Here is a 16,474-nt window from a genome sequence, read left to right on the forward strand (position 1 = left end):
ACGCGGTTATTCGTCAATAAGTTGGCTATATTCTTTCGCTATAAACTTTATGCCAAACTATTGACCTTCTGCCTGTCATCCTAAACACTCGCCTCCGTAATGTCACATTGATATTTAGGTGCTGACCTGCTCCACAGAGTGTGACGCTGTTCCAAAATACAACTTTCCGACACACGGTCATTCCGGTTGTCATCATCCGATGCAGCGGCACGTTCTGCAGTGATTCAAGACAAGTAATTCCTGGAAACTCCAACCATGCGTTTGCACCTGCTCAAGGCTTTACCCTTCGCCATAGCCGCCAGTTTTGTTCAGGCGCAGTCCCTTCCGGAGGCCATGCAACAGGCACTGGATGTCCATCCGGAAATCCAGGCAGGCGTTAACAGTCGATTGGCCGCGGATTATCAGTTAAAGGCAGCAAAAGGGGGATACCTCCCACGGGTCGATCTGCTGGGCGGTTATGGTCGCGAAGGCACTGACAATGTCACCACACGTGCCGCTGGCAACAACAATCACTGGGAAAACCTGAATCGCAGCGAATCGAGCGTGCGGTTGTCGCAAATGGTTTTTGACGGTTTTGCGACCTCCAGTGAAGTGGGGCGCCAACAAGCCACCGTTAATTCCCGCGCCTACTCCTTGCTGGGCACGTCCGAACGCACCGCGCTCACCGTTGCGCAGGTGTATCTCGACGTACTGACCCGCCGCGAATTCGTGCGCCTGGCGACCGACAACCTGAAGAGCCACGAACGGATTTTCGACCAGATCAAGTTGCGCACCCAGCGCGGCGTGGGCAGCGGCGCCGACCTCGATCAGGCCGAAGCGCGTATGGCCCAGGCCCGCAACAATCTGATCACCGAGCAGACCAACCTGGCTGACGCCGAGACCAACTTCCTCAGCGCCGTCGGCCAGATGCCCGATCAGCTGGAGCGCCCTTCCGATTTCATGGCGCTGTTGCCAGCCAACCTGAATGAAGCCCGGGCGCAGATGCTGGAAAACAGCCCGATCCTGCGTTCCGCCGAGTCGGACATTGCCGCTGCCGAGAAACAGTACGCAGCCGCCAAGTCGACCTTCTACCCGCGCTTCGATGCCGAATTGGGTCGCACTGCCGACAACGATCTCGACGGCCAGAACGGTCACAGCAATGAATGGCAGGCCATGTTGCGCATGCGCTTCAATCTGTATGCCGGCGGCAGCAACAAGGCTGATCTGGAAGCCAAGTCCTACCTGTCCAATCAGGCACTGGATATTCGCAACAACGCCTTGCGCGTGTTGAACGAAGATCTGGGCCTGGCCTGGAATGCCTTGAACAACGCCAACGCCCAAGTGCCGATCGCCCAGCAATATGTCGATCACAGCACCCGCGTGCGCACCGCCTATCAAAAACAGTTCAGCCTCGGCGAGCGCACTTTGCTCGACCTGCTCGACAGTGAAAACGAGCTGTTCTCGGCTTCTCGTCGCCTGGCGGAGATCAAGAACATTCAGTTATTTACTCAGTACCGAATCAAGGCGACCATGGGCGAGTTGCTCAAGAGCCAGGGAGTGGTCGCACCGTTGGCATCCGTTGTGCAGAACGACGTGAAGCCGAAGGTTCAACTGCCCGGTATGAATTGAGCAGAACCTTCATTGTTCAATTGTTAGCCAAGAGTGCCGAGCGTGGAATCAGAAGTCAGTCGAGTTCAACTCATTCATGATCCACGCGCGCTGCACGACGATCCGCTACTGGACGGCTTGCTGGCTCTTTGCACCCTGCATCAGAAACCGGCCAGCGCCGCGATGTTGACCACCGGCCTGCCGTTGCCCAAGCAGCGCCTGAGCGTTGAGTTGCTGCCCCGCGCGGCCGCTCGCGCCGGCCTGCAAGGGCGGGTGCTGGTGCGCAAACTGGAGCAGATCCCGGCGATTGCCATGCCGGCGCTGTTGCTGCTCAAGGATGGCCGCAGTGCCGTCCTGCTCGGCTGGCTCGGTGAAGACCAGGCACGGCTGCTGATCAGCGAAAGCGATGGCGGCGAAAGTGTCGTCAGCCGCGAACTGCTGGCCGATGACTACATCGGCAAAGTGTTCTTCGCTCAACCCCAGCACAAGTTCGACGTCAATCACGGCACGCTGATCCCGCGCGCGCGCTCGTGGTTCCGCGACACCCTCAAGCGTTCACGCTGGCTGTACGCCGACGCCATCGCCGCCAGTTTCCTGATCAACATCATTGCCATGGCCGCGCCGCTGTTCGTGATGAACGTCTACGACCGCGTCGTGCCGAACCAGGCCGAATCGACCCTGTGGGTATTGGCCATCGGCATCACCGGGGCTTACCTGTTCGACCTGATCCTCAAGAGCCTGCGCAGCCTCTGCCTGGACCTGGCCGGGAAGAAAACCGACCTGATCATCTCGGCCACGTTGTTCGAGCGCATCGTCGGCATGGCCATGAAGTACCGCCCGGCACGGGTCGGCAGCTTCGCCCAGAACATCCATGAGTTTCAGAGCCTGCGCGATTTCCTCGCCTCGCTGACCCTCACCAGTTTGATCGACCTGCCGTTTACGCTGCTGATATTCATGGTCATCGCGATTCTCGGCGGGCATCTGGTGTGGATTCCGGTGCTGGCGTTCCCGATTGCCTTGCTGATCGGCTATGCCTTGCAGAAGCCGCTGGTGGCGACCATGGAGCGAACCATGGCGCTGGGCGCCGAGCGTCAGTCGAGCCTGATCGAAACCCTCGCCGGCCTCGATGCAGTGAAGGTCAACAACGCCGAAAGCGAACGCCAATATCAGTGGGAGCAGACCATCGGCACCCTCAGCCGCCTCGAGCTGCGGGTGAAAATGCTCTCCGGTCTGGCGATGAACATCACCTTGCTGATCCAGCAACTGGCCGGGGTGATCATGATCGTCTTCGGCGTGTACCAGATCATCGACGGTCACCTGAGCATGGGCGGTTTGATCGCCTGCTACATGCTCAGCGGTCGCGCGCTCAGCCCGCTGGCCTCGCTGTCCGGCCTGTTGACGCGTTACCAGCAAGCGCGGGTGACCATGACCTCGGTCGACCAGATGATGGAGCTGCCGCAAGAGCGCAATTTCGAGGAACGCCCACTGAGCCGCAAGGTGCTGCAAGGCGCCATCGAATGCCGGCAGATGAACTTCACCTACCCGAACCAACAGAACGCGGCGCTGAAGAACATCAACCTGATCATCAAGCCTGGCGAGAAGATCGGCATCATCGGTCGCAGTGGCTCGGGGAAAAGCTCCCTGGCCAAACTGCTCGTAGGTCTCTACCAGCCCGACGACGGCGCCCTGTTGGTGGATGGCGTCGATATCCGTCAGATCGACGTCAGCGAATTGCGCCACAACATTGGCTACGTGGCCCAGGACATCCAGCTGTTGGCCGGGACCCTGCGCGACAACCTCGTGTCGGGTGCGCGCTATGTCGAAGATGAAATGGTGCTGCAAGCGGCCGAACTGGCCGGCGTCCACGAATTCGCCCGTCTGCATCCGCAGGGTTATGAGCTGCAAGTTGGCGAGCGTGGGCAGAACCTGTCTGGCGGTCAGCGCCAGAACGTCGCCCTGGCCCGTGCGTTGTTGCTAAACCCGCCGATCCTGCTGCTCGACGAACCGACCAGCGCCATGGACAACACCGGTGAAGAACGCCTCAAGCAACGCCTCGCGGCGGTGGTTGAAAACAAAACCGTGGTGCTGGTGACGCACCGGGCTTCGCTGTTGTCGCTGGTGGATCGTCTGATCGTCATCGACCGCGGGCAGGTTCTTGCCGACGGCCCGAAAGCCGCCGTGATGGAAGCGTTGAAGAAGGGGCAGATCAGTGTTGCTTAAGTCGGGTTTCAAGAATTCGATCGGCCGTTATTTCAAAGGCTCCGATTCGCTGCATGGCCAGCCACTTCCCGAGGTCAACAAAGCCCTGATCGAAGACGCCCCGCGCGTGGTGCGGCTGACCATCTGGGCGATCATCGGCTTTTTCGTGTTCCTGATGCTCTGGGCCAACTTCGCCGTGATCGACGAAGTCACCAAGGGCGACGGCAAGGCGATTCCGTCGTCCAAGATCCAGAAAATCCAGAACCTTGAAGGTGGCATCGTCTCCGAGTTGTTCGTGACCGAAGGGCAGATCGTCGAGGCCGGCGCACCGTTGATTCGCCTGGACGACACGCGATTCGCCTCCAACGTCGGCGAAACCGAGGCCGATCGGCTGTCGATGCTGCTGCGAGTCGAACGCTTGAGTGCGGAAGTCGATGACCGTCCGCTGAACTTCCCGGCTGACGTGCTGAAGGCCGTGCCCGGTCAGGCGGCCAGCGAAGAGTCGCTGTACATCAGCCGCCGTCAGCAGCTGCACGATGAAATTGGCGGTTTGGAGGAGCAGTTGATCCAGCGTCAGCAAGAGCTGCGCGAGTTCACTTCCAAACAGTCGCAGTACCGCAACGGTCTTGCGCTGCAGCGTCAGGAAATCAACATGTCCGAACCGTTGGTGGCCCAGGGCGCGGTATCACCGGTTGAAGTGCTGCGGCTCAAGCGCGCCGAGGTTGAAACCCGCGGGCAATTGGACGCTACCACTCTTGCCATTCCTCGCGCCCAATCGGCGATCAAGGAAGTGCAGCGCAAGATCGACGAGACTCGCGGCAAATTCCGCAGTGAAGCACTGACTCAACTCAATGAAGCACGCACTGATCTGAACAAGGCCCAGGCCACCGGCAAGGCGCTGGAAGACCGGGTCAGCCGGACATTGGTGACATCGCCGGTGCGCGGCATCGTCAACAAGTTGCTGGTGAACACCATTGGCGGCGTGATTCAGCCGGGCAGCGACCTGGTGGAAATCGTGCCGCTGGACGACACCTTGCTGGTAGAGGCGAAAGTTCGCCCGCAAGACATCGCCTTCCTGCATCCGGGGCAGGAAGCGACAGTGAAGTTCACGGCGTATGACTACACCATTTATGGTGGGCTGAAGGCCAAGCTTGAACAGATCGGTGCCGACACCATTACCGATGAAGACAAGAAAACCACTTACTACATCATCAAGCTGCGCACTGATCGCAGCCACTTGGGGACGGATGAAAAGCCGTTGCTGATCATCCCGGGGATGGTGGCTTCGGTGGATATCATCACGGGTAAGAAGACTGTGCTGAGCTATCTGCTCAAGCCGATCATTCGGGCCCGGGCCGAGGCGCTGCACGAGCGGTAGTTCTTTGGGGCGCCCGAAAAGATCGCAGCCTTCGGCAGCTCCTACGGGATTTTGCGTACACCAGTAGGAGCTGCCGAAGGCTGCGATCTTTTGACTTTCGGCCATATCGTTATTCGCTAACGGTATTTAAATTTAAGTTCTTATATCTATAAAGTCATTCTCCTGCGTACCTGCCGACCAATCGGCGCGCCGCACGACACGAACCAACACGGGACCTCCGTGAGTTTCTTGATCGACGCGCGCGCCCTTGAGCGTGCCGTGCGTGGGAGTGATTTATGTCTGCAGCAACGGCTTCCCCAAGCGCCGCGAACATCGCGCCGCAAACCTTCGACATCCGCCCGTTCAGTGGCGCTGTCGGTGCCGAAATCATCGGCCTCGACCTGTCCCGCCCGATCAATGATCAGGACTTCGCCCGCATCCACCGCGCGCACCTGGATCATCACGTCGTGGTGTTCCGCGACCAGCGCATTACCCCCGAGCAACAAATTGCCTTCAGCCGCCGTTTCGGCGTGTTGCAGATCCATGTGCTCAAGCAATTCCTGCTGGCCGGGCATCCGGAAATTCTCATCGTTTCCAACATCATCGAGAACGGCCAATCCATCGGCCTCGGCGACGCCGGCAAGTTCTGGCATTCCGACCTGTCCTATAAAGAGCTGCCAAGCCTGGGCTCGATGCTGCACGCCCAGGAGCTGCCGTCCGAGGGCGGCGACACGCTGTTCGCCGACATGCACAAAGCCTGGGACAACCTGCCCGAAGCGCTGCGTAAAGCCGTCGAAGGTCGCTCGGCCGCGCACTCCTACACGGCGCGTTACAGCGAGACCAAATTCGAAGGCAACTGGCGTCCGACGCTGACGCCCGAGCAGCTTGCTCAGGTCGCTGAAGTGGTCCACCCAATCGTTCGCACCCACCCGGAAAACGGCCGCAAGGCGTTGTTCGTCAGCGAAGGTTTCACCACCCGCATCGTTGGTTTACCGGAAGACGAGAGCAAGCAGCTGCTCGATGAGCTCTACGCCCATAGCGTGCTGCCGCAAAACATCTACCGCCATCAATGGCAGGCCCACGACCTGGTGTTCTGGGACAACCGTTCGCTGATTCATCTCGCCGCCGGATGCCCAAGCTACCTGCGCCGCAAGTTGTATCGCACCACCATCCAGGGCGACGCGCCTTTCTGATTTGTCGGAGAAACTCTCATGTCCAAACGTCTTCCATTTGCACCGTTGGCTGCGGCCATCGGCCTGGGTTTCAGCTTGATCGCCGGCAGCCTGGTGGCGCCGACCGTGGCCCACGCCGAAGGTGAAATCCGCATCGCCGAGCAGTTCGGCATTGTTTACTTGTTGCTCAATGTGGTGCGCGATCAAAACCTGATCGAGAAGTATGGCAAGCAGGAAGGCATCGACATCAAGGTCGACTGGACTCAGCTCTCCGGCGGGGCGGCAGTCAACGATGCGTTGCTCTCCGGTTCGATTGATATCGCCGGTGCGGGCGTCGGTCCGCTGCTGACCATCTGGGACCGCACCCACGGCAAGCAGAACGTCAAAGCCGTCGCCTCCCTCGGTAACTTCCCGTACTACCTGGTGAGCAACAATCCCAAGGTCAAAACCATCGCTGACTTCACCGAGAAGGACCGCATCGCGGTGCCGGCGGTCGGTGTGTCTGTGCAGTCGCGCATCCTGCAGTACGCGGCCGCCAAGCAGTGGGGCGACAAGGAGTTCAATCGCCTCGACAAGTACACCATCGCCGTTCCGCACCCCGACGCCACGGCGGCGCTGATTGCCGGCGGCACCGAGTTGACCGGGCACTTTTCCAACCCTCCGTTCCAGGATCAAGAGCTGGCCAACCCTAACGTCCACGTTGTGCTGAATTCCAATGATGTGCTCGGCCCGAACTCGCCGACGGTACTGTTCGCCACCGAGAAATTCCGCGACGAGAACCCGAAAACCTATAAGGCGTTCGTCCAGGCGCTGACTGAGGCGGCCGAGTTTGCCCAGAACGATAAAGGCGCGGCGGCGGACACTTACATCCGCGTCACCAAGGCCAAAATCGACCGTGCCGCGCTGCTGAAAATCATCGATAACCCGCAGTTCGAATTCAGTGTCACGCCGAAAAACACTTACCCGCTGGCCGAGTTCCTCTACCGCGTCGGTGCGATCAAAAACAAACCGGATTCGTGGAAGGATTACTTCTTCCAGGACGCCAAACCGCTGCAAGGGAGCTGACCGAGATGAACGCCCCTTTGCAAGGCCACACGGTCAGCAAACCGATCGCGGCAGCCCAAGCGCTGCTGTCGGTCGACAACGTCAGCCTCGAATACCGCACGCCTCAGCGTGTGGTTCGTGCGACCCATCAGGTCAGTTTTGAAATCGATCCGGCGGACCGCTTTGTGCTGCTCGGTCCGTCCGGTTGCGGTAAATCAACGTTGCTCAAGGCGGTCGCCGGGTTCATCCAGCCGTGTGAAGGGGAAATCCGTCTTCAGGGGCAAACCGTTCATGCCCCGGGGCCGGACCGGATCGTGGTGTTCCAGGAATTCGACCAACTGCCGCCGTGGAAAACCGTCAAACAGAACGTGATGTTTCCGCTGCTTGCCTCGAAAACCCTCAAGCGTAAAGAAGCCGAGGAACGAGCGCTGCACTACCTGGACAAGGTCGGTCTGGCGGCGTTTGCCGATGCTTATCCGCACACCCTGTCCGGAGGAATGAAGGCGCGTGTAGCGATCGCTCGAGCGTTGGCGATGCAGCCGAAAATCCTCTTGATGGACGAACCCTTCGCCGCCCTCGATGCGCTGACCCGCCGCAAGATGCAGGAAGAATTGCTGCTGCTCTGGGAAGAAGTGCGCTTCACGCTGCTGTTCGTCACTCACTCCATCGAAGAAGCGTTGGTGGTGGGCAATCGAATCCTGCTGCTGTCGCCGCATCCGGGGCGGGTGCGGGCGGAAGTCCACAGCCATCAATACGACTTGCACAGCCTCGGCGGCGTGGCCTTTCAGGAGTCGGCGCGGCGCATTCATCGGTTGTTGTTCGATGAAGGTCAGTCCCCGGAAACCGAGCGTGAGCTGGATTTCTCCGACATCCGTATCGCTTATTGAGCCATTGAGAGGATTGCCCGATGAGCCTTTTATCATCCCCGCGTGAAGAATTTGAAACGGTGTTGCAACCGCTGACGAGTGTGCCGCTGGAGCGTGAATTACCGCTCGGCCAGCGCCTCTGGCAACAAGGCTGGTTACGAAAAAGCCTGATCCTGATTTTGCTCGCAGTCCTGTGGGAGGTGGTTGCCCGTGTTCAGAACAACGACCTGCTGCTGCCGAGTTTTCTGCAAACCGGGAGCGCGCTGTACGACGGTTTGCTCAGTGGCGAGTTGCTGGGCAAGGTGTGGATTTCGCTGGTGGTGTTGCTCAAGGGTTACCTGATCGGCATCGTCCTGGCGTTTGCCCTGACGACCCTGGCGGTGTCGACGCAATTCGGTCGCGACCTGTTGAGTACGTTGACCTCGATGTTCAACCCGCTGCCGGCGATTGCGTTGTTGCCGTTGGCGTTGCTGTGGTTCGGCCTGGGGCAGAACAGTCTGATTTTCGTGTTGGTGCATTCGGTGCTTTGGGCATTGGCGTTGAATACTTATGCCGGGTTCCTCGGTGTCTCGGAAACCCTGCGCATGGCCGGGCGCAATTACGGCCTCAAAGGCATGCGTTTCGTGCTGTTCATCCTGATCCCGGCAGCACTGCCGTCGATTCTTGCCGGGCTGAAAATCGGCTGGGCCTTCGCCTGGCGCACGCTGATCGCCGCTGAATTGGTGTTCGGTGCCACCAGTGGCAAGGGTGGCTTGGGCTGGTACATCTTCCAGAACCGAAATGAGCTGTATACCGACAAGGTGTTTGCCGGGTTGGCGGTGGTGATCCTGATCGGCTTGCTGGTGGAAAATCTGGTGTTCAGCACGCTGGAGCGGGTCACGGTGAAGCGTTGGGGGATGCAGCGTTGATCTATTGGATTTATGTGTGGTTGAGAAAAAGGATCGCAGCCTTCGGCAGCTCATACAGGTGTGCGCGGAATCCTGTAGGAGCTGCCGGAGGCTGCGATCTTTTGATCTGCTAGCATTGCGTCTGAATCAATCCAGATCAGACACGAGTGCTCAGCATGCAACTTCCGGACATGAACCTGTTGGTCGCCCTCGACGCCTTGCTCGACGAGGGCAGTGTGGTGGGAGCCGCACGGCGGATGAACCTCAGCCCGGCGGCGATGAGCCGGACGCTGACGCGCATTCGCGAGGCCATCGGCGATCCGATCCTGGTGCGCGCCGGTCGCGGTTTGGTGCCCACGCCCAAGGCGCTGGCGTTGCGCGAGCAGGTGCGTGACGTGGTGGAGCAGGCCGCGCTGTTGTTTCGTTCGGCTGATGCGGTGGAGCTGGGCACGTTGCGCCGTCGGTTCAATATTCGGGCCAATGACTTTTTCGTCGGCGTTTACGGCGGAAAGCTGTTCGACACCCTGGATCGTCAGGCGCCGCACTGCGAACTGCGTTTTGTGCCGGAAGGCGATGGCGATGATGAGGCGCTACGTGAAGGGCGGATTGACCTGAGCATCAGCAATACCCGGCCGCTGACCCCGGAAGTGAAGATTCAGAATCTGTTCTCTACTCATTTCGTCGGCCTGGTTCGCGAAGGCCATCCGCTGTTCGACGAGGAGATCACGGCCGAACGTTTCGCCGGGTTTTCCCATATCAGCATGTCCCGTCGCGGCATCGCCCGTGGCCCGATCGATACCGCGCTCAATGCCTTGGGGCTGGAGCGGCGGGTGGCGGTGATTGCGCCGAGTTTCCATGCGGCGATGTTTGCCTTGCCTGATTCCGATTTGATACTGCCGGTGCCCAAGGAAGCCTTGCTGAGCGTCCAGCGCCTGGGCTTGAAGCTGCGTTCCTTCACGCTGCCGATTCCTTTGCCAACTCTAATGCTGACCCAGGCCTGGCACCCGCGCTTCGACAAGGATCCGGCGCATCGCTGGCTGCGCGAGACCCTCAAAACCTGCTGCGACGAGACGTGGCTGGCCGCGCAACCTTGAAGATCAAAAGATCGCAGCCTTCGGCAGCTCCTACAGATGTACGCGAAACCGTGTAGGAGCTGCCGAAGGCTGCGATCTTTTGATCTATGGCGGAATCATTGCGCCTGATGCACTTATAAGCTGCCGATAAGTCAATTTTCGTAAGGCATCGCGCTTCTTAAAATGCTCCGGTATTCAAACCCCGGAGCTTGCAGTCATGACTTCCCTCACGGTCACGGCACCTCTCGCCGCGGCCAGCCCGGCTGCCGTCACGCCACCGGTCTTTGGTCCGCGGATCATCATCGGCCTGGTGGGCGTGTTGTTGGCGGTGCTGGTGTCGGGCCTGAACGAAATGGTGACCAAGGTTGCCCTGGCCGACATCCGCGGCGCATTGGCCATCGGCTACGACGAAGGCACCTGGCTGGTCGCCAGTTACACCGCGACCTCGGTGGCGGCCATGGCTTTCGCGCCGTGGTGCTCGGTGACGTTTTCGCTACGACGGTTCACCCTCTGCGCCATCAGCGCATTCACCCTGTTGGGCGTGCTGTGCCCATTCGCTCCAAACTATGAAAGCCTGCTGCTCATGCGCACCTTGCAAGGCCTGGCGGGCGGCGCGTTGCCGCCGATGCTGATGACCGTGGCGCTGCGCTTTTTGCCGGCCAACGTGAAGCTTTATGGTCTGGCCGGTTACGCCCTGACCGCGACGTTCGGCCCGGGGCTTGGCACTCCGCTGGCCGGGTTGTGGACCGAGCACGTCGGATGGCAGTGGACCTTCTGGCAAATCATCGCACCGTGCCTGATCGCCATGGTCGCGGTGGCCTATGGCTTGCCCCAGGACCCGTTGCGCCTGGAACGCTTCAAACAATTCAACTGGCGCGGCTTGTTGCTGGGGTTTCCGGCGATCTGCATGCTGGTGATCGGCCTTTTGCAAGGCAATCGGCTGGACTGGTTCGAGTCGAGCCTGATCTGCGGATTGCTCGGTGGTGGGTTGCTGTTGCTGGTGTTGTTTCTGATCAACGAATGGTCGCAGCCGGTGCCGTTTTTCAAGATGCAGATGCTCGGCATCCGCAACCTGTCATTCGCCTTGCTGACCTTGGCCGGGGTGCTGGTGGTGTTGTTGGCGGTGATCATTATTCCGTCCAGCTACCTGGCGCAGGTGCAGGGTTATCGCCCGGTTCAGACCGCGCCGATCATGCTGTTGGCGGCGTTACCGCAGTTGATCGCGCTGCCGTTGGTGGCGGCGCTGTGCAACCTGCGCTGGGTCGATTGCCGCTGGGTGCTGGGGATCGGCCTGAGCATGCTGGCGCTGTCCTGCATCGGTGGGTCGCAGCTGACGTCGGTGTGGATACGCGACGACTTCTATGTGCTGCAACTGCTGCAAATCTTCGGTCAGCCGATGGCGGTGCTGCCGCTGTTGATGCTCTCCACCGGCAGCATCAGCCCGATGGAAGGGCCCTTCGCTTCGGCCTGGTTCAACACCGTAAAAGGCCTGGCGGCGGTGATCGCCACCGGTGTGCTAGAGGCGTTGACCACCTCAAGGCTGCATTTTCACTCGATGATGCTGGTGGACAACCTCGGCAACTCACCTCTGGTCGACAGCGACAGCGCGGGCCTTGCCCATCGGCTGCATGAGCAGGCCGTGGTGCTGACGGCATCGGATCTTTACCTGTGCATGGCCGGCGTTGCCTTGGCGCTGATCCTGCTGATTTTCTGGCTGCCGACGCGGATCTATCCGCCGCGCGCGCCGACTTGAATGCTTCACTGAAACAGAAGGTTTTTATGACGACTCAATCAAAGCAAAAAGTGGCCGTTGGCGTCGCCGCGGTGGTGGCGCTCGGTGTGCTGGTGTATTGGCTGGCGCCCGGTCTGTTCGGCAAGCGCACGCAGCAGAACACCAATGACGCCTTTGTCTCGGCGGACTTCACGCTGGTGGTGCCGCGCGTGGCCGGGTTCATCAAGGAAGTGCTGGTGGAGGACAACCAGCAGGTCAAGGCCGGGCAGTTGCTGGCGTTGATTGATGACCGGGATTTGCGTGCCGCCGCCCAAGCGGCAGACGCTGAAACCCTGGTGGCCAGGGCGCAACTGCAAAATGCCCGTGCGACCCTTGAACGCCAGGCTTCGGTGATCGCTCAAGCCCAGGCCACGGTCGTGTCGGCCAAGGCTGAAATGGCCTTCGCCGAGCATGAATTGAATCGCTACAACCACCTCGCCGGAGTAGGCGCCGGCACGGTGCAGAACGCCCAACAAGCGCGGACCCGCATCGATCAGGCCACCGCGCGGCTGGCGAACGTGACGGCGGTGCTGGCGGCGGAGCGCAAGCAGGTGGAGATCCTCACCGCTCAGCGTGACGCGGCGGAAGGAGGATTGAAACGGGCGCAAGCGGCGCTGGAAATGGCCAGCTACGAGCTCTCCTACACACGCATCGTCGCGCCTCAGGACGGTATGGTCGGCGAGCGCGCTGTTCGGGTCGGCGCCTATGTCACGCCGGGGAGCAAAATCCTCGCGGTGGTTCCACTTGCGCAGGCCTATGTGGTCGCCAATTTTCAGGAGACCCAACTGACCGACGTGCAGCCGGGGCAGGACGTGCAAGTGCGTGTCGACAGCCTCGGCGGTGAGGCCCTGAGCGGTCGCGTCGAGAGCATCGCACCGGCCACGGGTGTGACGTTCGCCTCGGTCAAGCCGGACAACGCCACCGGTAACTTCACCAAGGTGGTGCAGCGGATTCCGGTGAAAATCATGCTTGATCCGGGTCAGGCATTGGCGGAGCGGTTGCGCGTGGGGATGTCGGTTGAGGCGAGTATTGATACTGCCAGTGCGAGCGAGCATGAGGTTGCTCAACGATGAAGATTTTCATTGATAGGGCTGACGTCATCGCGAGCAAGCTCGCTCCCACATTGAATCGGTTCAATGCACACAATCTCTGCACAAATGGAGATCCCCTGTGGGAGCGAGCTTGCTCGCGAAGAGGCCGTCAGCCCCAACTCACCCTTTGTGCCTTGCTCGTCATGAGCCTCTCAGCCTGCGCCGTCGGCCCGGACTTTCAAAAGCCTCAGGCACCGCAAATCACCGAGTGGTCGAAACCGTCAAAGTCCGCCGCCAGCCAAGCCATCGCCGCCACCATGGACGAACGCTGGTGGGACGTCTTCCACGATCCAAAACTCTCGGCCCTGAGCCAGCGTGCCCTGACCGATAACCTCGACCTGAAACTCGCCAGCAGCCGTTTGCAGCAAAGTCGCGCTGTGCGTCAGGTGATCACCGCCGACCGTTACCCGAATACCGCCGCCACTGGCAGCTACGGGCGTAAACGCAACAGCGGCGAAGGCTTGAACGATCCGTCGGGACACAACGGTGACTCGGCTTACAACCTGTGGGACGCGGGCTTCTCCGCGTCCTGGGAACTGGATTTCTGGGGCCGTGTGCGTCGCGAAACCGAAGCCGCCGATGCCAACCTGGAAGTCGCGGAAAACGACCGACGCGGCGTGCTGCTGTCGGTGCTCGCCGAAACCGCTCAGGACTACATTCAGCTGCGCGGTGTACAAAGCACGCGAGCCGTCACCGAGGAGAACCTCGACGTCGCCCGCCACAGCCTGAAACTCTCGCAGCTGCGCCTGGCCGACGGTGTCGCCACCGACCTGGATGTCGCCGAAGCCGCCGCCCAAGTAGCGGCTATCGAGTCGCGTCTGCCCGCGCTGGAGCAGCGCCAGTCGCAACTGATCAACGCCTTGAGCCTGTTGATGGGCGAGCCGCCGCAAGCGCTGTCTACTGAGTTATCCACAGACGCCCCGGTGCCGCAAACCCCGCGTCAGGTCGCTATCGGCCTGCCGTCGCAACTAGCCGAACGCCGCCCGGACATCCGCCAGGCCGAAGCCCGTCTGCATGCCGCAACCGCGAGCATCGGTGTGGCCAAGGGCGATTTCTATCCGCGGATCACCCTGTCGGGCAACATCGGTTCGCAAGCCATGCAACTCAGCGATTTCGGCTCCTGGGGATCGCGCTCGTTCGGTATCGGCCCGCAATTCAGCCTGCCGCTGTTCGATGGCGGACGCTTGCGCGGCGTGCTGCACTTGCGCGAAGCCCAACAACAGGAAGCCGCCATCGCCTACCAGCAAACCGTGCTGCGCGCCTGGCATGAAATCGATGATCAACTGACCGCCTACAACGCCAGCCAACTGCGTCGCGACAGCCTTGCCGAAGCCGTCCGCCAAAACCAGATCGCCCTGCGAACCGCGCAACAGCAATACGTGGAAGGGGTGGTGGATTTCGTTAACGTCCTGACGGTGCAAGGCGCGTTGTTGGCGACTCAGGAGCAGTTCGTGGAGAGTTCGACCGGGGTGTCGTTGGCGATGGTCGGGTTGTACAAGGCGTTGGGTGGGGGATGGGAGTCGGTGTATCCGGTGACGGAGATGGCACAGCGTTGACTTGCTTGTCGGATGGCTCGGATATTGCGGGCAGACCGTTGTGATCAGCCGATTCCTTTCATCTCCGTGGCTAAGTCACACCATGCCAGAGCGTAGACCCGGATCCAGATGGCCGCCGGATGTCGTCGGTCGCAAAGCCAGCATCGACGTCGGCGCTGCCGCTGTCCTACAGTGATTGCAAGTTTCAAGATTTTTCACCGGCAGTCCCGAGGGGAGGCAATGGAGGCGCGCAGAGAAACGCCGCTTGACGGCACCCAAGGCCCCCACGCGGCACCCGGCGCCTGGGCGAGTGTTCAGCGCTTGCTTCGATGGGTGCGCGAGCATTGGTTGCTGCCGATCCTGGCATTGGCCGCGCTGGTGCGTTTTTATGACCTGACCGCGGCGGCGGTCTGGGGCGACGAAGGGTCCAGTCTGCTGCTGAGCCAGTATTCGCTGGCCGGGATCTGGGTGCATGCCGCCCATGATGTGCATCCGCCGCTGTATTTCATGCTGCTGCATGGCTGGATCGAGCTGTTCGGCGATGGCATTTTTTCGATTCGCAGCCTGAGTGCGCTACCGGGGATTGCCACCGTGGCGCTGGGCGTCTGGCTGGTGGACTTGCTCGCCACTCGCCGCGCCGCGTTGTTGGCCGGCGTCCTGTTGGCGTTGCTACCGACCGCCGTGCGTTACAGCCAGGAAGTGCGCATGTATTCATTGCTGGGGCTGTGGCTGATCGGTGCCACGATCGCCCTGGTTTACTGGATCAAACGCCCCGGACGTAAACGCTATCTGGTGATTTACGCACTGCTGATGAGCGCGGCGTTTTACACCCATTACTTCACCGCCCTGTGCGTGCTGTGTCACTGGCTGTATCTGGGGCTGATCCGCGTACAGCCTGGCTATCGCTTGCGGCATATCCAGCAGCCCGGCTGGTGGTGGGCGAACGTGGCGATTGTGTTGGTGTACTTGCCGTGGGTGCCCAACCTGATCGATCTGATTCAACACATGGATCAACTCAAAGCCAATGGCGATGTGGGGTGGGAAACTCCGGTCACGTTCGGTTCGTTGCCTTCGATGATCTGGTCGTTCCTGATCCAGGACGATGGCGAGACCCTGACTACACCGATTTTCATGACGTTGCCTTTGGCGTTGCTGGCCTTGGTGTGGGTGGCGCTGGCGCGGGATCGCAGTGTCATTCGTGGCAGTGCATTGGTGGTGATCTACACCGTTTTGCCGTTGTTGCTGGTGTTCTCGGTGTCGTTCATCTCGCCGGTGTTCATCGAGCGTTATCTCACCGCGTACGCCCTCGGCCTGCCGATGATTGCCGCATTGGCCATCGATCGCCTGTACGCCGTCTTTCGGGTGTTGGCCGTGACGGTGCTGGTGTTGTTTGTCGGCGTCGAACTGGTGGGCCTGAACAACAACGCCACGGTCGATACCAACGATCAAATCAGCGTCATGGTCGACTACGTGAACCAGCACTTCGTTGCCGGTGACCGGATCGTCACCAGCGACATGCTCTGGTACCTCAGTTACGTCTATTACAACCGCACCGACGCCAAACCGCTGCTGTACACCCCGCCGTTGGCCAATGGCGTTTCGAGTCGGCCGAATGCCTATGGTTTCGGCACGCTGGTGACCCAGGACATTTACCTCGACAGCCTCGGCGATTTGCCCAAAGGCACTGGCCGGGTGTGGTTGATCGGTACCCTCGATGTGCCGGACGAGTTCGCGCCGTTGCCCGCAGGCTGGCAGAGCGTTGGCGTAACCCAGGCGGGAGGCGCCAACGCGCGCCTGTTCGTGTTGCATTGAGTCTGTAACGGGTAGAACGTTGGGTGCGAAAGCCTTATGAAGCGCTAGTTGCCGAGTCATGTATCGACGGCACTGACGCC

At 60.5% G+C, this 16,474-nt stretch carries 12 protein-coding genes; all 12 read left to right on the plus strand.

Annotated features, from left to right (window positions below; genetic code table 11):
• Positions 1-255 precede the first annotated feature (255 nt).
• Entirely contained in the window at positions 256-1,608 is a 1,353-nt protein-coding gene (locus tag ACA059_RS00685; RefSeq protein WP_497632315.1) for a TolC family outer membrane protein, read from the plus strand.
• A 42-nt stretch (positions 1,609-1,650) separates the two neighbouring features.
• Positions 1,651-3,807 (plus strand): type I secretion system permease/ATPase, encoded by a 2,157-nt coding sequence (locus ACA059_RS00690; RefSeq protein WP_497632316.1) that lies wholly within the window; start codon positions 1,651-1,653, stop codon positions 3,805-3,807.
• Positions 3,797-5,164 (plus strand): HlyD family type I secretion periplasmic adaptor subunit, encoded by a 1,368-nt coding sequence (locus tag ACA059_RS00695; protein WP_415772568.1) that lies wholly within the window; start codon positions 3,797-3,799, stop codon positions 5,162-5,164. The genes ACA059_RS00690 and ACA059_RS00695 overlap by 11 nt, the downstream gene beginning before the upstream one ends.
• 275 nt (positions 5,165-5,439) lie before the next feature.
• Positions 5,440-6,336 (plus strand): TauD/TfdA dioxygenase family protein, encoded by an 897-nt coding sequence (locus tag ACA059_RS00700; protein WP_056745751.1) that lies wholly within the window; start codon positions 5,440-5,442, stop codon positions 6,334-6,336.
• Between the two features lie 18 nt (positions 6,337-6,354).
• Positions 6,355-7,380, plus strand: a complete 1,026-nt coding sequence (locus ACA059_RS00705) for an ABC transporter substrate-binding protein (protein WP_046047244.1) — start codon at positions 6,355-6,357, stop codon at positions 7,378-7,380.
• Between the two features lie 5 nt (positions 7,381-7,385).
• Positions 7,386-8,246 carry an ABC transporter ATP-binding protein gene (locus ACA059_RS00710; RefSeq protein ID WP_348124776.1) on the plus strand — a complete coding sequence of 287 codons (861 nt, stop codon included), beginning with the start codon at positions 7,386-7,388 and terminating at the stop codon, positions 8,244-8,246.
• 20 nt (positions 8,247-8,266) lie between these two features.
• The gene (locus ACA059_RS00715) at positions 8,267-9,133 is read left to right on the plus strand and encodes an ABC transporter permease (protein WP_033058673.1); all 867 of its coding nucleotides are present in this window, start codon (positions 8,267-8,269) and stop codon (positions 9,131-9,133) included.
• Positions 9,134-9,288: 155 nt separating this feature from the next.
• On the plus strand, positions 9,289-10,206 hold the full coding sequence (locus ACA059_RS00720) for a LysR family transcriptional regulator (protein ID WP_497632317.1): 918 nt from the start codon (positions 9,289-9,291) through the stop codon (positions 10,204-10,206).
• Between the two features lie 196 nt (positions 10,207-10,402).
• A complete protein-coding gene (locus ACA059_RS00725; RefSeq protein ID WP_497632318.1) occupies positions 10,403-11,938 on the plus strand; it encodes an MFS transporter in 1,536 nt (511 codons plus the stop codon).
• Between the two features lie 26 nt (positions 11,939-11,964).
• Positions 11,965-13,029 carry an HlyD family secretion protein gene (locus ACA059_RS00730; RefSeq protein ID WP_497632319.1) on the plus strand — a complete coding sequence of 355 codons (1,065 nt, stop codon included), beginning with the start codon at positions 11,965-11,967 and terminating at the stop codon, positions 13,027-13,029.
• Positions 13,026-14,603 (plus strand): efflux transporter outer membrane subunit, encoded by a 1,578-nt coding sequence (locus ACA059_RS00735; protein WP_497632320.1) that lies wholly within the window; start codon positions 13,026-13,028, stop codon positions 14,601-14,603. Before ACA059_RS00730 ends, ACA059_RS00735 begins: the two co-directional genes overlap by 4 nt.
• Positions 14,604-14,822: 219 nt before the next feature.
• Positions 14,823-16,394, plus strand: a complete 1,572-nt coding sequence (locus ACA059_RS00740) for a glycosyltransferase family 39 protein (RefSeq protein WP_497632321.1) — start codon at positions 14,823-14,825, stop codon at positions 16,392-16,394.
• Positions 16,395-16,474: the final 80 nt, after the last annotated feature.

It is taken from the genome of Pseudomonas sp. LBUM1647, from assembly GCF_059716175.1.